This is a genomic window from Rummeliibacillus pycnus (genome assembly GCF_050459865.1).
Lineage (GTDB): Bacteria > Bacillota > Bacilli > Bacillales_A > Planococcaceae > Rummeliibacillus > Rummeliibacillus pycnus_B.
Map to the genome: position 1 here is coordinate 17,434 of NZ_JBCMNM010000102.1, position 20,752 is coordinate 38,185.

Annotated in this window: 23 protein-coding genes; all 23 read left to right on the forward strand. The window is 31.8% G+C overall.

What is annotated here, in order from left to right; genetic code table 11:
- Nucleotides 1–100 precede the first annotated feature (100 nt).
- The 23 genes from esaA to ABE048_RS18240 all read left to right on the forward strand — a co-directional run bounded on the left by esaA (nucleotide 101) and on the right by ABE048_RS18240 (nucleotide 20,746).
- A complete protein-coding gene (esaA, locus tag ABE048_RS18130) occupies nucleotides 101–3,466 on the forward strand; it encodes a type VII secretion protein EsaA (protein WP_430312672.1) in 3,366 nt (1,121 codons plus the stop codon).
- Complete coding sequence (essA, locus tag ABE048_RS18135; protein ID WP_430312673.1) at nucleotides 3,456–3,938, forward strand: type VII secretion protein EssA; 483 nt, start codon at nucleotides 3,456–3,458, stop codon at nucleotides 3,936–3,938. The genes esaA and essA overlap by 11 nt, the downstream gene beginning before the upstream one ends.
- Nucleotides 3,931–4,182 carry an EsaB/YukD family protein gene (locus tag ABE048_RS18140; RefSeq protein ID WP_430312674.1) on the forward strand — a complete coding sequence of 84 codons (252 nt, stop codon included), beginning with the start codon at nucleotides 3,931–3,933 and terminating at the stop codon, nucleotides 4,180–4,182. The genes essA and ABE048_RS18140 overlap by 8 nt, the downstream gene beginning before the upstream one ends.
- A gap of 14 nt (nucleotides 4,183–4,196) precedes the next feature.
- Entirely contained in the window at nucleotides 4,197–5,489 is a 1,293-nt protein-coding gene (gene essB, locus ABE048_RS18145) for a type VII secretion protein EssB (protein WP_430312675.1), read from the forward strand.
- Between the two features lie 12 nt (nucleotides 5,490–5,501).
- A complete protein-coding gene (gene essC, locus ABE048_RS18150; protein ID WP_430312676.1) occupies nucleotides 5,502–9,947 on the forward strand; it encodes a type VII secretion protein EssC in 4,446 nt (1,481 codons plus the stop codon).
- A gap of 17 nt (nucleotides 9,948–9,964) precedes the next feature.
- Nucleotides 9,965–10,366: a hypothetical protein gene (locus ABE048_RS18155; RefSeq protein ID WP_430312677.1), complete on the forward strand. Its 402-nt coding sequence runs from the start codon at nucleotides 9,965–9,967 to the stop codon at nucleotides 10,364–10,366.
- A 1-nt stretch (nucleotide 10,367) separates the two neighbouring features.
- Nucleotides 10,368–10,673 carry a WXG100 family type VII secretion target gene (locus ABE048_RS18160; RefSeq protein ID WP_430312678.1) on the forward strand — a complete coding sequence of 102 codons (306 nt, stop codon included), beginning with the start codon at nucleotides 10,368–10,370 and terminating at the stop codon, nucleotides 10,671–10,673.
- Nucleotides 10,670–11,338: a DUF5081 family protein gene (locus ABE048_RS18165; RefSeq protein WP_430312679.1), complete on the forward strand. Its 669-nt coding sequence runs from the start codon at nucleotides 10,670–10,672 to the stop codon at nucleotides 11,336–11,338. The genes ABE048_RS18160 and ABE048_RS18165 overlap by 4 nt, the downstream gene beginning before the upstream one ends.
- Nucleotides 11,335–11,646: a hypothetical protein gene (locus tag ABE048_RS18170; RefSeq protein ID WP_430312681.1), complete on the forward strand. Its 312-nt coding sequence runs from the start codon at nucleotides 11,335–11,337 to the stop codon at nucleotides 11,644–11,646. The genes ABE048_RS18165 and ABE048_RS18170 overlap by 4 nt, the downstream gene beginning before the upstream one ends.
- Nucleotides 11,643–13,649, forward strand: a complete 2,007-nt coding sequence (locus ABE048_RS18175; protein ID WP_430312682.1) for a pre-toxin TG domain-containing protein — start codon at nucleotides 11,643–11,645, stop codon at nucleotides 13,647–13,649. The genes ABE048_RS18170 and ABE048_RS18175 overlap by 4 nt, the downstream gene beginning before the upstream one ends.
- A gap of 16 nt (nucleotides 13,650–13,665) precedes the next feature.
- Nucleotides 13,666–14,061, forward strand: a complete 396-nt coding sequence (locus tag ABE048_RS18180) for a hypothetical protein (protein WP_430312683.1) — start codon at nucleotides 13,666–13,668, stop codon at nucleotides 14,059–14,061.
- A gap of 72 nt (nucleotides 14,062–14,133) precedes the next feature.
- Complete coding sequence (locus ABE048_RS18185) at nucleotides 14,134–14,520, forward strand: hypothetical protein (RefSeq protein ID WP_430312684.1); 387 nt, start codon at nucleotides 14,134–14,136, stop codon at nucleotides 14,518–14,520.
- Between the two features lie 763 nt (nucleotides 14,521–15,283).
- Nucleotides 15,284–15,754, forward strand: coding sequence for a hypothetical protein (locus tag ABE048_RS18190; protein ID WP_430312685.1), 471 nt, complete (start codon nucleotides 15,284–15,286; stop codon nucleotides 15,752–15,754).
- Between the two features lie 294 nt (nucleotides 15,755–16,048).
- Complete coding sequence (locus ABE048_RS18195) at nucleotides 16,049–16,444, forward strand: hypothetical protein (protein ID WP_430312686.1); 396 nt, start codon at nucleotides 16,049–16,051, stop codon at nucleotides 16,442–16,444.
- Between the two features lie 27 nt (nucleotides 16,445–16,471).
- A complete protein-coding gene (locus ABE048_RS18200; RefSeq protein ID WP_430312687.1) occupies nucleotides 16,472–16,867 on the forward strand; it encodes a hypothetical protein in 396 nt (131 codons plus the stop codon).
- A 154-nt stretch (nucleotides 16,868–17,021) separates the two neighbouring features.
- The gene (locus ABE048_RS18205; protein WP_430312688.1) at nucleotides 17,022–17,258 is read left to right on the forward strand and encodes a hypothetical protein; all 237 of its coding nucleotides are present in this window, start codon (nucleotides 17,022–17,024) and stop codon (nucleotides 17,256–17,258) included.
- Between the two features lie 144 nt (nucleotides 17,259–17,402).
- Complete coding sequence (locus ABE048_RS18210; RefSeq protein WP_430312689.1) at nucleotides 17,403–17,672, forward strand: hypothetical protein; 270 nt, start codon at nucleotides 17,403–17,405, stop codon at nucleotides 17,670–17,672.
- 666 nt (nucleotides 17,673–18,338) lie between these two features.
- Nucleotides 18,339–18,575: a hypothetical protein gene (locus ABE048_RS18215; RefSeq protein ID WP_430312690.1), complete on the forward strand. Its 237-nt coding sequence runs from the start codon at nucleotides 18,339–18,341 to the stop codon at nucleotides 18,573–18,575.
- A gap of 195 nt (nucleotides 18,576–18,770) precedes the next feature.
- Nucleotides 18,771–19,250 carry a hypothetical protein gene (locus tag ABE048_RS18220; RefSeq protein WP_430312691.1) on the forward strand — a complete coding sequence of 160 codons (480 nt, stop codon included), beginning with the start codon at nucleotides 18,771–18,773 and terminating at the stop codon, nucleotides 19,248–19,250.
- A 4-nt stretch (nucleotides 19,251–19,254) separates the two neighbouring features.
- Complete coding sequence (locus ABE048_RS18225) at nucleotides 19,255–19,500, forward strand: hypothetical protein (RefSeq protein ID WP_430312692.1); 246 nt, start codon at nucleotides 19,255–19,257, stop codon at nucleotides 19,498–19,500.
- 202 nt (nucleotides 19,501–19,702) lie between these two features.
- Entirely contained in the window at nucleotides 19,703–19,951 is a 249-nt protein-coding gene (locus ABE048_RS18230) for an Imm59 family immunity protein (RefSeq protein WP_430312693.1), read from the forward strand.
- 57 nt (nucleotides 19,952–20,008) lie between these two features.
- Nucleotides 20,009–20,266, forward strand: coding sequence for a hypothetical protein (locus tag ABE048_RS18235; protein WP_430312694.1), 258 nt, complete (start codon nucleotides 20,009–20,011; stop codon nucleotides 20,264–20,266).
- 126 nt (nucleotides 20,267–20,392) lie between these two features.
- Nucleotides 20,393–20,746, forward strand: coding sequence for a hypothetical protein (locus tag ABE048_RS18240; RefSeq protein ID WP_430312695.1), 354 nt, complete (start codon nucleotides 20,393–20,395; stop codon nucleotides 20,744–20,746).
- Nucleotides 20,747–20,752 lie beyond the last annotated feature (6 nt).

Sequence of the window (20,752 nt, forward strand, 5' to 3'; positions counted from 1 at the left end):
CAAATATAGTAGTAAAACTACTAATATACGTAGAGTAATTTAAGGACCGTTGAGTTATCGACGGTCCTATTATCTTTATAGGAATTAATGAGGTGTAAAAATGACAAAAAAAAATCGTTTGCCACTTTTTATCGTACTAGCTTTTCTTCTTGCTGGGATAATTGCATACATACCATTTAATTCTGCAACGAAGGAAAAAACAGAGAAAGCAGAATTCAAAATGGATGTTGCAGTAGTTAATCTAGATGAACCTGTTGAATACCACGGCAAATCATATAACTTCGGAGAAGAATTTAAAAAGAGTTTAGAAAACAATGATACACATAGATTCCATTTAGTCGACTCTGCAGAAGCAGAAGATGGTATTTTAGATAAACGCTATAACATGGCTATAACTATACCAAATGACTTTACAAAACGAGCTCTTTCAATTGACAACGTAAGTCCAGAGCCAATTGAACTTTCTTATAAATTAAATGAATCGGACAATGAAATCACAAAAGCACAAGCACAAAAAATTTCTGGAGAATTATTAAACTCGTTCAATGAAAAAGTAATCGATGTCTTTTTTGCAAGTGTCATTGGAAACTTACAGTCTGCTCAAAAAAATTTGAAAAACATAGTAAAAAAACAAGATCAATTAGCTTCAACATATGCCACAAATATCAACGACCCTATAAAAGAATATACAAATAATTTAACTCAAATTAATGATAATACAAATTTTACAAAAGATTCTTTTAATGGGCTTAACAAAGATTTAAACATATTTCAAAAAGATGCAAAGAACAGTTTAGATAGCGCTACAACTACAAGCCAAACGATGTCAACTATGCAAGAATATCTTGTGAAAGGTAATGAAAGCTATAACAATCTTACTAATTTAATTAATGATAGTAATAATCAAGTTACAGTAGATAATGCGGAAGAAAAACTCCAAAGTATTAGTGATGAACAAAAATTACTAGGTCAAAAATTAGGGAAGGATATGACACTAGTTACATCTGGCATTGTTACCAACTTAACTTCAACACAAGAGAATATTAATCAATATACGGTATCTTTAAAGAAAAGAATTGATGAAGATATTTCAAAAGAAGTTGCTGAATTTGTGAATGAATCTTTAAACGATGCATTATCTACACCAGAAAATACAGCCAAAATTAATACTTTGTTTTTAGCACCTAAAAGTAACATTGAAAACAACTTATTACAAACCATTGATCAACTACCATCTTTGGATGAACAACAAGTAAATTATTTAGATGTTTCTCAATCAACAAAAGATCAACTAACTAAAATAATCTACGCAGCCAAGAAATATGCAAAGGAAAAAAATCATTCATATTCAACGGATGGTCAATTTTCAATTCAGTATTACATTCAGGAAATGAAAAACAAACTAATGACAGAAGGTACTGTATTATCAGATGAAATGAAAATTCCAGCACAAGAAGCTGGAAAAAGAACATTTATAATCAATGCTCCAGCAGGATTTGTAACAAAGAATATTGTTTTAACACTACCAGATGGCAAGGTTTTAAATGTACAGCCAGGCGTAATAGATTTGCCAGCTATATCAAAAGGAAAAATAAAAGTTTCTGCTACATTTGCTTTAACTGATTACAGTGTTGATATTTTTTCACCAGTAAATTGGAGTTGGACTTTAAAAAAACATGAAGAGGATATTACTGCAGTCATACATCATGTCATTACGCGAGTATCTGATTCAAAGGATGTAGAAAATTCTCAAGAAGAGCTGAATAATACTGCTAAATCAGAAGATCAAACTCTTAAAAAAGATGAAAAGCAAGAAGAAAATAAAGAAGATCAAGTTAATACAAAAGATATAACGAATGAAAAAGAAAAAACATTGATTTTAAATAAAGAAGAGCATAGCAATCAAAAAGCAAATACTAAGTCTGTTGAAACAAAACAATCAAATGATGCAAATCAAACAAATCAAACAAATCAAACAAAAACAATTACTAATGAAACTATCCATCATGAAATTACATCATCTCTAGCAACACAGGAAGAAATTCCAGATCAAGTTGCTAAGTCTATTTGGAATTATCAACGATTACAAGCGTTATTCAGGTTGTATTTTGATATTGATGTTACAAATCCAGATCAATTCACACAATTGAGCAATAGTTCGTTTGAAAAAATTGGTAGTTCAAATACAGACTCTTTGTATTATGCACTTTCAAACAAAGGTATGAAAGCTTTTATCATTTCTTTAGTTAAAAAATCATTAATTGAACAAACAACTTCAAAGCTTTCAGATGATTTAAAAACCGTCAATGATAAAGTGATAGGTTATAACGAAGAATTATCAACCATTTTAAAAAATTTTCCACTTCTTATTAAGCAAATAAATGAAGCAACAGAAGTAGCTAAAGAACAAAATGACGAAATTACAAAGCTTATACCTGTAGCCCAACAATGGAAAGAAACGAGTAACCAACTAGTTAAATCAAGTTCACAAGTAACTGAGAATAACGAAAAAGAGGGGCAAGTTAGTATTAATTTAGGAGAGGGAATCAGCGATTTACTTTCAAATAGTAGCACTGTGGCAGAGCAAGCAGAAGCAGCAAACTTACAAGCAAGCTCCGTATACGATTCATTTGATGGAATCAATGAAAAAGCAAAACAAGTAAAAAGTGGTGGACATGAGCTAACAAATAAAGCTGATCAGTTAGCGAATGACTTAGTTAAAAAAGTATCAAATGATAATGAATATGCGATGAATTTTAGCAATGTATTAGCTAATAGTAAAATTGGAAATGCACAAAATGAGGAATTATATGATTTCTTATCTAATCCAATTAATATGACAAAACAATCTATTGAAAATGCGCGTGATACAAGAACAACATTCTATTTGATAGTAATTGCTTCATTCTTAGCATTGTTTACTGCTTATGTTATGTCAGGATTTAAACAATTTGTATTCAAAAAATCAGATTTCGAAAATGCAGAAGAACAAAGCTTATATGCTAAAAACTTACCGATCTCGTTATTTACAACTGCAGTAGCGATTATCGAAGGTTTAATAGTTGGAACAGTTTCATTAATGACTTACAAAGGAATTGAGATCTCACCGGTAATTTGGATTACAATCATTACACTATTAATGACGTTATTAGTACTTGCTGCTACTTACTTATTACGACAATTCAAAATGATTGGTATGTTTATCATTTTAGTGAGCATTAGTATGTACCTATTCTTTACTGAAGCGCTTGGTTTTGATTTTGAACGATCACATATCATTCAACAAATATCACTTTTATCTCCATTACACTATTTGGAAAATAATATTTCTAATATTATAAACAGCACTAGTAGCGGAGTAATAATAATCGGAGTAATGTTTATTCTTGCCATTTTGTTCTTTGTTCTCAATTTATTTGTTGTAAAGGGACTTCCTCCGAAAGAAGAGACTGTAAATGAAGCATAAATGGTTAGGTGCTTTTATCATTGGTGGGGCAATCATTACCACGAGTATTCCTGCACATGCAAATGAAGATAATGGACATTTAAAAATTGATATTAATCGTATCAATGAGAATAAGACAAAAATTGATTCTACAGATAATTTAGTAGAAGGAACTGATGAGCTTTTTACTGATGAAAGTATAAAAGTAGAAAACTATTTAAAACAAAATGAACAAATGCAGGAGAAGACGACATTAAATTCGCTCTTTCAAGAAGGTTACATGAATGAACAAAACACGAATATATCATCTGCAACGGAACAGTTATTTCAAGAAAAAATAGCTGTAAAAAATATACAACAGAAAAGTTCAAAAAAGGAGAGTTTAGCTGACGGCTGGCTCTTCATGACTCTTATTACAATCACAATCATTTTCTTATGCATGGGACTTTTCATATTCTTAAGAAAGCTAAATGTAGGTGAAGCGCATGGATAATCATAAACGAATAACAATTGACTTTTCAAAGTCTGGCGGTAATACCTACGATTTGGCCATTTCAACAAAAATGACCGTAAAACAGTTATTATTCGCTCTTTCTACAAGTTTACAAGAAAAAATTAATAGTAATAGCGTTATTAAATTACCTTTAAAACAAATAACACTACAACCTGAAGATCAATTATTAGATTGTTCTATTTCAAATGGTGAACTTCTCATCGTTGAAAATGAGCATAACTAAAAGGGGTATTACGCATGGAAAATAAACTAAAATTAGGTGAAGTGGAGCTGTCCTTAAAAAACGAAGAAAAACAGCTTATCTTGACTCTGCCTCTTGCAGAAACATCTATTCAATCAGAACAAGAGTTACATCTTTTAAATCAGGATACGAGTAATTTTTTACATTTCGATGTAAAAGTAGCTGGTGAAAATATTGAATTTGAATATACGTTAGAAGGTTTCCAATCTTTTGAGAATATCAAAAAATTAGAAAGAGTCGATCAATTACGTTTACTCCATAATATTGGAAGGTTTTCAAAACTCCTAAATGGAAGAACAACAGTTATTTTAAATCCAAATAATTTAGTTTACGACCTTAACTTAATGCCTCTTATGATATATAGAGGAATCAAGAATATCTTACCACCTTTAAATAATTCAAGCGATGAATTTCTTAAAGCATATAAATGCATAGCAATTGCTACATTTTCTAGTGAGTTTCAGTTTGAAGATTTAATGAAGGGAGCACTTACTCGAGCAACATCCACTTCATATGAAAAAGCTGTACAAGAAACAGAAACTATTGAAGCGCTTCAAGAGTTGCTTTTTGAATATTACGGAAAAGAGAAAAAGAAAACACTAAAACAGTTTGAAAAAGTTTCTAAAAACAAATTTAAGGGATTTAAAATTGCCACGTTATCTTTATCAATCGTAAGCATTATTTTATTATCACTTGTACTTTATGCATTTAGCTCAAAAATTCCTACAGAAGAGTTATATAACGAGGCAAATGCATCATTTATAAATGAAAATTATGTAGATGTAAAAGAGCAATTAAAAGATCAAAAGCTTGAACAGCTACCAAAAAGTATTAAAAAAATGTATGCCATTTCAAGTGTTAAAACGAGTGGGCTAACAGAAGAACAAAAAACAAATTCAATTAATTCAATTGCAACTATATCTGATGATCGTTTATTAAGTTATTGGATTAATATTGCTCGAAATAACTTTAGCGAAAGTGTGAAACTTGCGCATAGCTTGGATGTAAATGATTTAACAAAATATAGTTTAATCCTTTATCAAAATCAATTGAAGAAGAATACAACGATGGATCAAGAGAAGAAGGATGGAAAATTAAAAGAAATCGAAAGTGAATTAATAGAAATCCAAGATAAAGAAGAAGCAGCGAAAATGGAAGCTGAGTCCCAAACTCAAAAAGCAATGGAAGAAAAACAAAAACAAGAACAGATAGCTGAACAACAAAAGTTAGAAGATCAAAAGAAACAAAAAGAAGCTAAGAAAATAGAAGAGAAAAAGAGCAAAGAGTAGGAGGTGAATACAATGCGCTATATTTTAACGGTAGTAGACGGAGAGTGCTTTCATCGCTACGAATTTAAAGAAAAACAACAAGAACAAATAATGATTGGTCCAGATTTAAAAGCGACCATTACCGTTCCCTCTCTTCAAAAAGCTATTCAATGTAATTGGAATGGAAAAGAATTATTAGTTAACAATCAGTTGCTTGGACTTGATCAAAAACAAGTCATTTCATCAATTGCCTTGACCTTCATTGGAGCAGAGGACAGAAGATATGACTTAATGGATTCTCCACAATGGACTATTGGAAATGAAGATGAAGATTCAATTATTTCTGAACTTCCAGGAAGGGTTATTATTCAGAAAGTAAAAAAACATGAATATAAGTTTTTTGTATTTCATGGTCAATTTTATGTGAACAATAAAAAGGAGATAAAGGGTAGTTTTCAAGACGGAGATTTACTTTATATCAATAATCTATTACTTTCAATCAACAATGATATTTTAACAATTACATGTGAAGAAAATAGCTGTAATATTCAATTACCAAAAATCACATCTAAACTACAAGAATATAAAAATACTTATCATCGCTCACCACGTGTAAGATATCACCAACCAGATGATGATAAAGTTATTGCTTCACCGCCAACACGTCCAACAAAACCAAGTGAGCAATTAGGAAGAATTATAGTTCCACCACTTGTTATGTTGGCTGCCATGTTACTTGTTTCGCTTTTCAGACCAACTGGAATTTATATTGTTGTCATGTTATCCATGACAATTGTAACAGTAATTTATTCAATTCTTTCTTATATTCGAAATGTCAAAAAGTATAAAAAAGATACGAAAGAACGGAATGTAAAGTTTAATGCCTACTTACGACAAAAGTCTAAAGAATTATATGAAGCTCAAAATGATCAATATAGCGCACTCAAGTATCATTATCCTTCCATACCTGAGTTAGTAGAATTATTACGGAAGCAATCAGCAAGAATGTATGAGAAAACACCATTTCATAATGACTTTTTGTTTTATCGTTTAGGTGAGGGAACAGTTGATGCCAGTTATCCAATTAAGATAAATATTGAAGAATTTACGCTCGAAGAAGATCCTTTAATGGAAAAAGCTATTCAGTTAGAAAATCAATATAATCATATTGATCATGCACCAATTATCGTTGATTTGGTCAATGGTGCAGTTGGATATATTGGGAAACGTCCTCTCGTTCTACAACAACTTAAACAAATGATTGCACAGTTAGCATTTTTCCATAGTTATCATGAAGTTCAATTTATCATGATTTTTAAGGAGCACGAAAAAAAGCAATGGGAGTGGATGCGTTGGCTTCCACATGCAAGTCTACAAGCAATCAATGTTCGTTCATTTGTGTATCATGAACGTTCAAGAGATCAGGTAATGAACTCACTTTACCAAATGCTTAAAGATCGTAAACAACAAGTCGAAAAGAAAAATTCAAGAGAAGCAAGTGTCTTTGTTCCACAACTTGTAATTGTGATTACTGATGAAACAATTATCATGGATCATACAATCATGGAATTACTACAAGAAGATTGCCGAAAATTAGGTGTTTCAGTGATTTATGTTCAAGACGTTTTGGAGTCATTACCAGAGCATATTTCAACTGTAATTCGGATTAAAGATTCTACAACAGGTGAGTTATTTATTCAAAATGAGGAACTAAAAAGACAAACATTTGATCTAAACCAGGATGTTTCAGATGATTTACTCGAAGAACTAGCTAGAAGATTAGCTGCATATGATCATCTTCAAAATTTAGAAAACCGTATACCTGAAAGCATCACATACATGGAGATGTACGGTGTTTCAACAGTTCAAGAATTACAAGTAGCATCAAGATGGCAAAGTCATAAACCGTATAAGAGTCTGGCCGTACCACTAGGGGTTAGAGGTAAGGATGATATTGTGCTTTTAAACTTACATGAAAAAGCACACGGTCCTCATGGTCTAGTAGCAGGTACAACTGGTTCAGGTAAATCAGAAATTATCCAATCATATATTTTGTCATTAGCAACAAACTTCCACCCATATAATATTGGATTTCTTTTAATTGACTATAAAGGTGGAGGGATGGCTAATTTATTTAAAGATTTACCACATTTACTTGGTGTCATCACAAACTTAGACGGTGCACAATCCATGCGTGCATTAGCATCCATTAAAGCAGAACTTAGAAGAAGGCAGCATATATTTGGCGAAAATGAAATCAATCATATCCATCAATATCAAAAGTTATATGAAGACCATAAAGTGAAAGAGCCTATGCCTGAACTCTTTATTATTTCAGATGAATTTGCAGAGTTAAAGGCAGAACAACCAGAATTTATGAAAGAACTTGTATCAACTGCCCGTATCGGTCGTTCACTTGGTATACATTTAATTCTTGCAACTCAAAAACCTAGTGGGGTAGTTGATGATCAAATCTGGTCTAACTCTAAATTCAAATTGGCTTTAAAAGTACAAAATGAAAGTGATTCAAACGAAGTATTGAAGACTAAAGATGCTGCTGATATTACTCAACCAGGTAGAGCCTATTTACAAGTAGGAAATAATGAAGTTTACGAACTGTTCCAAAGTGCTTGGAGTGGAGCTACATATAAAGGAAATCAAATGGTCGAGGATGTTGAAGATTTTACAATTTATTCTATAAATGATCTTGGTCAATTTGAAGTATTAACTGAAGACTTAAGTGGATTAACACATAAAGAGATGCCGAAACAACAATGGACTCAACTAGAAGCGGTAATTGCAGAAATTCATGAAACAGCGGTAACTCAACAGATTAAAGCATTACCAAGACCGTGGTTACCTCCTTTGGAAGAAAGAATTAGTCGATTTGATCTTGAATACCAACCATTAGAAACTAATCATTTAGTTGCACAAATTGGCATGCTTGATCTACCACATGAACAACTGCAAAAACCATTCACACTAGATTTTATGAGAGATGGTCATGTCGCAATCTTTGCAAGCCCTGGCTTTGGAAAAAGTACAATGTTGCAAACTATTGCAATGCAAATAGCAGATAACTATACACCAGAAGAAGTTCATTTTTATTTACTGGATTTCGGTACTAATGGGTTATTACCATTACAAAAGCTTCCACATGCTGCAGATATGATTCGATTAGATGAAGATCAAAAAATGCAAAAATGGATCAAGCGAATATCTAGTATTATCAAAAAACGTAAAAAGTTGTTGAGCGAACATGGAGTTCCTAATTCGGCAATGTATAAAGAACTAACACAAGAAGTATTACCGGATATTGTGATTTTTGTAGATGCAATGGATGCAGTAAGTGAATCATCATTAAAAGATCAATTCGATGAACTTATGATAAAAATCGCACGAGATGGTGTGGGGCTTGGAATTTTCCTAGTCTTAACAGCTAGTCGACAACTAGCAATTCGAACACCGATATTAATCAATATAAAAACTCAAATTGCTCTTTATATGATTGACCAATCAGAAAGCAGAAGTATTATGGGGAAATCAGACGTAGCAACCGAAGAAATAGCAGGTCGAGCACTTATCAAGTTAGAAGAAGTAACACTTATGCAAGTAGCAATGCCTGCTAAAGGTGAGGATGATCTTCAAGTATCTGCAAACCTGAGAAGCCATATTGAAAATATAAGTCGTAACTGGAATGGTAGGATACCTGATGGAATTCCGATGGTTCCAGAAAATGTTACAGATGAATTCTTCCTTGAATTGCCATCTGTTCAAAAGGCATATGCTGAAAATAGATTGCCATTTGCAGTTGATTTGGAAAATGTAGAAGCGGTGTCATTAGATTTCAGCACACAACAACATCTATTTGTGATTGCTGATTCGGAACGAAGATTTATGCAAGCATTCGAATCAATTTTATACACAATAGAACATTCAACAATTGCACCACAATTATTAATAGTGGATCAGGTGACTGCAATGTATAGCGCATTACAAAGGGCTAACTATCAATATATTCAACAAATGGACGAAACAACAGCCTTAATCGAACAATTATTGGAAGCACAGCAAGCTCGTCAAGAATCATTTATTGAACAACGAGAAAGTGGTATCTCTTCATTAAGAGAATTTATACAACAAATAAGTCCAATTGTTGTTATTTTCACGGACATGGAGGCCATTAATAACCAGTTGTCATCAACTTCACAATCTCAACTGGCAAAAGTAATTTCAGATGGAGCAAATTATGGAATTCATTTGATTTTTGGTATGAATAGTCAAATGACTAGAAGTTACGATGAGACTTCAACTGCCATGAAGAAATTAAACACGGCTATTTCAATGGTACGTTTAAATGATCAATCAATCGTAGAAGTCCAAAGACCATATCGAGAAAAAGAATTGAATGCATTTGAAGCATATATGATTCGTGGGAATCATACAGAAAAAATAAAAATTTTATTTTATCGGATATGAAAGTCGAGGTGTTGTAAATGGAATGGGAAGATTTGAATGTCTTTAACTGGGGATTAAGTGGTTATGAAATTAAAGCAAAAAAGTATCGTCAGCTTTCTAGAAGCTTATCAAATGATAAGGGTGATTTGGGAGATATAATCGAAGACATTGAAGAATCAACCGACGCCTATAAAGTAGAACATCCAAATATGAAAAATGAAGGATTCCCTGCATCTCTTTATAAATCAAAACAAGAAATTGTTGACAAGAAAATGGAAGATATAATGACTGATTTAAAAGGTGAAAAATCTACTTATTCAAATGCAATATCCATTGCAAATGAACGTGCGGGGTATTATCAACGTTTAGCAGAAGAAGAAAAACGTAAAGAACAAGAACGGCGTGAAAGAGAACGTGAAAAGGCTGCAAAGGAGGGATAGTATGTCTCAAAATGTTGAAATCACTGGAGGTAGTTTGAGCGAAGCAATAGAACAAGCAAAAATCATTAAACGTTCTCTATATGATGCAAAGGCAAGTGCAGAAGGGTTTTCAAGTACACTCAGTGGCTCGCAATGGTCAGGTCGTTCGAAAGATGAATTCCAAGCTTTTTTGGACATTATTATTCAATATCATGACGACATTTGCACGGCTGCTGATCAAAATGTAAAAGCTTTAGAAAATCTAAAAAAAGACATGGATAAACTTATGAATGAAGCCATTGTCAATGAGGTGGAGGGTATCGGATGACCGCACTTTATACTGCAGAAGAACTTTTGTTACTCTCTTCAGCATTTGACTGCAAAATGCTATTTGGACTTCCAGATCGTCAATTGCTCGTTATGAAAAATCGCCAAGGATTTGAAGAAGCGAAAAAAAGCCTTATTGATAAAAAACTAATGACTTCAGATGAAAAATTAACAAAAGACGGAGCGGTTGTTATAAGCCTATTAGAACAATACGCTTCTAGTGATCGATACATCCGATTGGATAATCTTATGACTGGCTTCGGGCAAGATGAACATCTCATCACGATCAAATGGAGAGAAGATGGTGATTTCCAATTATTCGTTCATCAAGACATTGCCTTTTTAAAAAGAATTATGGAAGGTTATCCATTATTTAAGCGAGAACCATTACCAGAGGATACAACCTATTTAAAGAAATCAATTGGAGTAAATGATGTAAAGGACTATTTTGAAAAAGATGAAGCAACTGTTCAGTTAGAATGTTTTACTATCAATTACATTGAAAAAACAACATCCGTAGAACAATGGATGTTTTTCGAAAAAAATGGAAAGCTTCAAGGGATTGACGTGAATAACGAAACCACATACCAACTTAGTCAATATTTCCTTGTGAAGAAGATTTATGATTTCTATCGTTTTCCTTATAAGGAGGCGGATGTAAGATGAGCAAAGAAATAAAAATGAATGTGGATGAAATGATATCTTTTATCCAATACATTCAAAAAATCATGACGGAGCTTGAAGACAAGATGAAACCAGCTATTGAAGCCCTAAATGATATCAAATTTTATGAACAAGGAAAAGCAAAAGAGAATATGGGTTCTTACGCCGATGCAAATAATCGAATGTTAGAGCTAAACAATCTTTATAGCCGTGCTTTTACAGTGATCAATGACATTATGAACAGTATGATTGAAGAAGATAAAGCCTTAGCCACAGAAATTGCCAAAGGATTGGGGCTGATGGCTGAGTGAAGCTTCTGTATGAAGAGGATAAATGGTCAAAAGTCTCAAAAGCACTATCTCATGTCAATGAAGCACATAAGTATGACAATAAATATGAGAACGCAGACCATCTTTTCGACGATTCCAAAAAGGATATCGCTGAAAAAGATGTCGATGGTGCGATTACTTTTAAACCTCAAGAATATCAACCTGAAGCAAAGCCAATTCGCCAAGACTATAAAAAACTGTATGATTATGCCAAAGGGATTGGTAAAATTATCGATGAAAAGGTAGATACACCCTTTAATAAAGCGATTGATGAGTACATTCAAAAGATGGCCGATTTGAATGTAACATCTTACAGTACAGCTAACACGATAAACGTTCAAGAAGGATCCTTATTTTCAGGTGCAAAAGATAAAATTACACTAAATGACTTATACGATGCGGATACAACCTACTCAGCCAATCTCAAAACTGAGTACGAGGCTTGGAAACTTCAAAATCCTAGTGAAGAAGCCTCGGAAGAAGATTATCGTACAGCTTCACTAAACAGCGGTGCATTCGAATATGAAGGAATTCGAGCAGGACAAGAGAAGAAAGAGTTTTGGTACAATCTGATTGCAGCTGGTGTTGTAATAGGATTGTCCATTGTGTGTCCGCCAGCAGGACTAGCCGCAGGTGCTATCTACACAGCAATCGATGTAGCAGGAGCTGTCAAAGGAGAAGATCTGATCTCTGGAAGAAAGCTCTCCGATGAAGAACGACTGATGCGAGGCGTTTTTGCGATCGCACCAGGAGTAGGGGGACTCGCCGTAAAATCCCTGTTAAAGAATGTCCCAGCACTAGCCAATGTTCTGAAAACAACTGCTAAAACAATAGATGATGCCGTCAAACCTCTTAAAAACACCATTGACGGAGTGAAAATCCAATCAAAAGCAGTGTATTCGACTGTGGTGAGTAACGCCAAAAAATTAGGTGGTCAGCATGTAAATCAACTCAAATACGCCCTGTCCCATCCGGTAGGTGCAGCAGTAACATCAAAGACAGGACAAAAAACTATTCGAGAATCTGCTAAATTTATTGATAACGCTTTAAGACCGGTTCATGTAAGAGCTGCGCAAACTCCTACTGGGCAGAATATAGTTACTGGACTTGAACGAGGACCTTCAAAAGGTGTATTTAAGAATAAGGGCGAGGACTTTATTTCTAGGATACAGACGGAGAAGGAAATTTCATTAAAAAATCAAGAGCTAAATAAATTAGATTCCTTTGAAGCATTAATGAATGAGGAAGATGTAAAAAGATATAATCAGTTTTGGGACAAAACTGAAATTGGAATGAATACCAATGTTCGAGTTTCAACGAATTTACAGAGTGCAGATAGCTTTGTAAATAGTATACTTCCTAAGAAGTTAAAGGAACATAGTTTAAGTTACGATGATTTTACAAACTTACGATTAAAACCTGATTACCAATTAAACGAAACTGAACAAAAAATAATGCAGGATATTCGTAATTCGGTTGTTCGCCCAGATGTCAAGACACCTTTAATTAAGAATATACCTGCTAATGACATTCAGAAATATCTTGACGGTAAATATACGACAGTTAGAGGTTTTATTGCAAAAGCAGAAGATAGTGCTCATATTCATGATTATAATCACGTAAGAGAATCCATGAGGTTAGACTATTCTTATTATGATGATTATAAGGAACAAATCGTTAGACCGTATCCTGAAGATGGTAATGCATATGGTTATATTGAATTTAAGGCGAAAAAATCGAAAAGTTTTTCTGAGAAGAGTTTAGAAATTCCATATGGAAATAATATGAATAATCCTTATAGAGGATGGGAAGAAAATGGATGGCCATGGACAGGAAATGGTTTTACTTCGTCAAGGAATGGAGAAGTTATTCCTGAGTGGGTTTTTAATGATTTTATTGAACTAGCTGAGGGTGCGAAGTTGCATAGAGTAATTAATGGAAAAGACGAAGTTATTTCAGTATTTAATGGTAAAGTATTTAAATAAATATGAGGTGAATTACATGTTGAAAAGTGGAATTTATGGTAAATACAAAAATATAGAATACGAAATAACTAGAGACATGGAAGACAATGTCCTTATTATAACTGAAGATAGAAATAAGATTGACGAAACGTTTAAAGATCAATATAATAGTGGGATTTTTAAGAAAATAGTACAGCCAAGTGAACTTTCAGAATGTATAAGTATTACGCCATATGGAATCATAGAGGGTGAAAAATTGCAAATTTTGCAAGAACGTGAAAATCAATATCAAGTAGGAACGGGTGTTTCATTAATCGGCTCTAAACTAAACTTACCAAGAGTAGATAGAGATTCATGGCTCGGATGGGTTCCTAAAAGTGATGTAATTTTAATAGAAGAAAAAGAACTAGTTGATCCTAATGATTTAGTGTAAATAAAGGGAAATTAAGTTCCATTTTTTTGAAGTAGTTTTAATGATTTTTATTGCTAACGGAGGGGAATGGCATTGAGTATAAAAGTCATAAGAAATACAGGCATGATGGGTGGAGCTTCGCCTGTCTCTTTACAAGTAAACAGTCAAGTAGTTAAAAAGTTAAAAAATAATGAGGAATTTACAATCTCTTCAGATTCAGAAAAAGTAAATGTTAAAGCGAATCAATGGTTTTTCGGAAGTGAAGAAAAACAAGTCGAAAAAGGTAGTACAGTTGATATTAAAGTAAATAGTAAAGCAATAATGTTATATCTTATTTCTCTAATTGTCGTATTTTTAGGCGGTTTTTCTAATGTAATCCTTTTAAGTTTAATAGGTTTGATTGGAATTATTATTACGATCATTTATTCTACAAAACACTGGTTTAAACTTGAGATTGAAAACATAGTTGAACCAAACTGAAAATCGAAATAGCTAAAAAAAGAGCATCAAAGAACATATTAGTTTGTTTTTTGGTGCTTATTTAATAATTCAATTTAAAAAAACATAAGATATGGGTGCTAGGTAACCAAAACAATTCTGAAAATAAGCTACAAATAAAGTCTTCAAACCTTTCAAAGGTTGAAGACTTTTTAATTAGGTAATCTGATTCTGATGAAACAGCATCAAAAAGATTATCGCCAAGCAGCTTTAACGGGCGATATTGCCCCAACAATAAAGTTCAATTTAATAAAAATGATATAAGAGGTGTTCTCTATATGCAATACGAAGAAGTGAAACGAATACAACTAGACCGAAAGTTCGAAAATTACTTGTTTTTTCAAACTCCTAACTATGAAACAAATCATGTGGGAATATTAAGAAAAGATAATTCCTATTAAGTATTTAGTACATCAGAAAGAGGAGCTATTTCAGGAATAAAAACTTTCGATTCAGAAGAGGAAGCTCTTGATAATTTTATATCAAGACTTGAATCATTAAATCGATTACTTAAAAAAGGTTATTTTACCGGATTGGAAGCCTAAACCTGGCGATTATCCTTTTAAAGGAAAAGGATTTACAGGTAGTACAGATGTTGTCTTATGTGAATATTTTTAATATACAAGAAAATTTGTGGACATAGATATTATTAAGATTATAGATAGTAATACAGGTAAAGTAGCACAACAGTTTATCTATGATATGGATACAAATTTGAAGTGGGTTTTGATAGGAGGAAATTAAAGTGATCTATGCTATTTACAAAAATAAAGTATATTTAGCCAACGTAAGAGAGTCAAAAGTTAGACTGAAAACAAGAATTGCTGAACTAGGATTCAATGAATTGGTTGATTTAGCAGGTAATATTCATAACAATATATTTATAAAAGAAGTAAGTGTAGACGATTTAGAATTTGCATATGAATTAAAATATAAAGTAATATATAACAATTTAGAATTTGAACCATGGTCTATAAGCAAACATATACTATATGAAGAGAAAATTTCATTGTTTACAAGTAATTCAGATTTAGCATCACTATATGGATTTACTAAAGAAGAACAATTCGTATTTAAAAAAGAACTAAAATTAAATGATATAGAAGCTTTAATTGAAATAAAAATACCAATATTAAAGTTTAATCATATGAAAGAAGAAAGAACTAGAATAGAGCAAAAGTATATTAAAAAGTATTTTGAAGATATCATTTTATAGTTACTGCAAAATTAAATAAAAATTAACTGCATTGAACAGAATGATTTAAGACTAAATTAAAATTTATCAAAAATTGACAGATACTCGTGGATTAATGAAAATGAAGCTTTTGATTTTTTCTATGACACAAATTTATTCTATAGTTAAACACTAAAAATGTAATACCTGAGTGGACTGCAATTGATTCTATCGATATAAAAGAGAGTGCAAGATTACATAGAGTAATAGATGGGAAAGATGAAATTATTGCAATATTTGATGGTAAATCATTTAGATAAACATGAGGTGAGTAGTATGTTGAAACGTGGAATTTATGGGGAATATAAAAATAAAGAATATGAAATAACTAAGGACATGGAAAATAATGTTATTGTTATAACGGAAAATAGAGATAAAATAGATGAAACTTTTATAGACAAGTATAATAATGGACTATTTAGGAAAATTGTAAAACCAAACGAACTTTCATTATGCTTAAGAATAAAACCGTATGGAATGATAGATGGTGAAAAAGTGCACATTTTGCAAGAAAGAGAGGATAAATATCAGATAGAAACGGCTGATTTACTAGTTGGTCCAAAACTAAACTTACCAAGAGTAGACAGAGATTCATGGCTCGGATGGGTTCCTAAAACTGATGTCGTTTTAATAGAAGAAAACGAACCAGTTGATCCTAATGATTTAGTGTAAAATTTTAATAATTATGAGGTGAATTAAATGTTGAAATACGGTGATTACGGAAAATATAGAAATAAAATATATAAAATAACAGTTGATATGGATGATAATATTTTTATTATGACTAGGGATAGTGAGAAAATTGATAATTCCTTTAAAAATCCTAATAATACAGGTCTTTTTGAGAAAATTGTAAAACCAAACGAACTTTCAGATTGCATAAGAATAAAACCCTACGGAATCAAAGATGGTGAAAAATTGGAGATTTCGAAAGAGAGAGAAAATGAATATAAAGTGGTGACAAGCGATTTATTAATTGGGACTAAATTAAAATTACCAAGAATTGATAGGGTCTCGTGGATGGGCTGGATTCCAAAAAGTGATGTAACCTTAATAGAAGAAAGGAAACCATTTAATCCTTACGATTTAGTGTAAATTACGGAAAATACAAGTTTCTGCAGCCCCATAGAAAAGTAATAAAACAGGTGATGTATTGATGGAAGAAGGAGCATATCAAATCGTTACACCTCTAAATGGAACAATATTAGAGAAGATAGGAATTATACCAAAATACTAGGAGATGTGAGAATTGACAAAAGAAGAGTTCGTTGAGCTCATAAAAAGAGAAAATATTAGATCAGGAGAATATTTAATTGTTCTTGATCAAATAACAGATGCTCCTTTAGTATTAGGATGTGTTTTAGAAGGGAATGTATGGAAAGTATACCAAACAAAAGAACGTAGTGGACATTTTATTCTTGAGGAATTTAATAATGAAAATGAAGCTTTTGATTTTTTCTATGACACAATTTTATTATATAGTTAAACACAAAAAATTATGAAAAATAGTAATTGATAATAAAAGTGGAAAGAAAAAATGTTAAGTTTTTGGTTCTAGGTACCCGAATATACTGAAAATAAGCATAAGCTACAAATAAAGTAAGGATACTAATTGGTAAGGTGTGCGAGAATGATTAACACTAAAATAAATATTATTTATGAAGACTTTGATAAAGATAACATAATTCTTTATTTTGAAAAAAACGGAATAAATATGTGCCTTACTTTTGGATTATATGAGTTTGAAAATGAGATGGAGTATTGGGATATGCCAACTAAATTAAAAAAATATAATGGTAAAATGGGGTTTGTTTTTGATAAAAATATTAATAGAACTGATTTGGAAATGGAAATAGATCGTTTTATAAAACATAATGATTTAGGAAAACTAGATTTTTAAGATGTTTTCAAGATATAAATAATATTATAGCAATAGAATAAGACGAAAAAATTAAACATAAAGCACTTCGTTGTCTACTAAAGACTACAAGTGCTTTTTAACGATGAAGAACGGCTGATGCGAGGCGTTTTTGTGATTGTACCTGGAGCCGGGGGACTTGCTGCAAAATCCCTGTTAAAGAATGTCCAGCACTAGCCAATGTTCTGAAAACAACTGCTAAAACAATGGATGATGCCTTCAATCCTTTTAAAAACACCATTGACGGAATGAAAATCCAATCAAAATCAGTGTATTCGACTGTTGTGAGTAACGCCAAAAAACTAGGAAACTATTTTTCGATAACGCCTTACGACCAGTCGAGGTTAGAACCGTACAAACCACAACAGGTAACAAGGTATTTGCAGGATTTGAACGAGGGAAAGCAGATAATTATATAGCTATAAAGCAGGTGAAGTAGGATGCTATAAAGGTTACTAAGGGTACGAGTGAAGTTAATAAGATAGCCAGTAGACATCAACAAAATAGATGGATTGAAAGTCCCAACAGGTATCGAAGCTGGGGCATGGCAAGGATATGGATTCCAGGGGGATATACAAATAATGGGATACCAGAAGCAGTTATTAATCAAGTTCCTTCTGAAGGATATACAGTAACGGATGTTTTTAAATGAGGAAAGGTGTGAATTATATGGAAGAAGTATATGCAGGAGATGGATTTGCAGTAATAAAGAATGGAGAACAGTATAAAATAGAATGGCCACAAGGACCATTTGATCAAGTAGTTTCTTATCCTATAACTAAAGAACTTGCTGATAAAGCATTTAGGTCTTCTCAAGATGCTTATGAAGTAATGATGTATGCACAAACAGGAAGATGGCCTGTTAGAAGTACAGAAGATGAGTAAAAAGTAAGAAAGTTTATTAAGCAATTTCTAGAGTTGCTGATTCAAGTTCCTGATATAGTGATTTATTCACAGAGGCAGAACTAAAAGAACTAATTCCATTAGCAGAAAAAAATATCAGAAAAATAACAACTGATAGAACAGCAATTTTTCTATGTTGAGAAGCTTGGTTGGCTTGAATTAAAGTGAGGTGTAAAAGTGTCTAAAGCATATTGTATATATAAAGGTAAAACTTTTATACTTGATATTTATAATAATACATTAGAATTAATAAGTAATAAAAGGGAAGATGTAAATAATGGATTTAAAGAGTATGTTGATGTGTTAGGAAATAGACAAAGTGATATATTGGTAAAAGAAATAAGTGTAGACGATTTAGAATTTGCTTATGAATTAAAGTATAAAGTTATATATAACAATATAGAATTTGAACCATGGTCTATAGGAAAATATATACTAAATGAAGAGAAAATTTCATTGTTTACAAGTAATTCGGATTTAGCATCTCTATATGGATTTACTAAAGAAGAACAATTCGTATTTAAAAAAGAAATAAAATTAAATGATATAGAAGCTTTAATTGAAATAAAAATACCAATATTAAAGTTTAATCATATGAAAGAAGAAAGAACTAGAATAGAGCAAATGTATATTAAAAAGTATTTAAAGGAGGAATAACACTTTGACTAGAATAGAGTATGAAAACTTTTTAGTAATGCAAAACATTGATATAAATAAATTAAATCTAGTTGGTGAAAAAAAGGTAATTCCTTACTTTACAGGTTGTTTCGAAGAAGATGGTGTATGGAAAATCTATATGGTAGGGGAACGTCAAGACTTTGATATTGTTCAAGAAGGAACTGAAGAGGGAATATTTAACATTATACATAGTGTCACTAAGAGCAGAGTTAAATGCAATAATAATTAATTCTTAACAATCGATATAAATAAAGGAGGATCTCAGTGTTTTTATAACTAGTGATTCTTTTTTAATATACTAAAAAGTAAACAACTGTATAGTAGAACTCTAAATGAGGAAAAGGAGGCGCCGTTCAATATAAATTTAGTCTTACGGTAGAACAATTAGAAGGATTAGGTTTGCTTAAGGAAATTAAATAGGAGGTTAAACCATGAATATAAAAGAGGCAATAAGAATTATACATGAGGAGAAATTACAAGATTATAATATGAAAGAAGAAAGGGATAATAGAGAAAATGAAGTTGTGTTAAGGCATAAGAATGATAAATGGATTGTTTATGTAACAGATGAAAGGGCTAGCAAGATTACAAATTCACAAGATACCTATGCGGATGAGGAAGAAGCATTAGATGATTTTATTGATAGATTAAGAGCTGATAAAATATTAAGGGAGCTATAAAGTTGTTTGCACTTCCATATATCGACATGATAAAAAAGACACACAAGCTTAGTCGAGATGACATTTAATTGTATGACGGGTACAAAGGCATGGAAAACAGATAAAGCTAAAGTACTCGTACAATTGGACGTTCTTTTATTAACTATACAAATAGAACTTGTCTTACGATGTATTGTTTGGCTTACAATTATCATTCTGGTTATAAACATCATCCGTAAGTGTTTTTTGAAACCAATTGTACTAGCAGCATTTAACAAAACATCTGGCATAGTGCTTGTTTTAAGCGGTATATTTATTTCAACCGAAAAAGCATAAAGAATAAGGTTATATTAAAACTTTAGAGAAAGCCTTTTCTGTTCTACGTCAATTTGTCTCAAGTTCTGCTAAAGTTTATCCAAACATACTATTGATGGAAGAACAATTTTGTTTGGAGGTCAAAGTATGAAGGGAAAACGACATATCTTAGTGGGATTCATATTTGCATCTGCAATCATTTTTTCGTTTACTTCTATTACTATTAATCATGATAAACAAACGCTAGTTCAAACTATGGCAGCATTTACAGATGAAAATAATAATATTGAAAAATTATTAGAGACAGTCTATAAAGAATTAGAAAAAAATTATGGCGAATTAGGATTAAGCTATTCTCCTGATGAACGTATACTCACTGTAATAGTTAAAGATCAAGAATTCATCAGAAAAAATCAAAAGAAAATAAAAGAACAAATTAATAAAATCCTAAAAAATATGGAGATGGACGATGTAAAAGTAGAACTGAAAACAAGGTTATAAGAACGA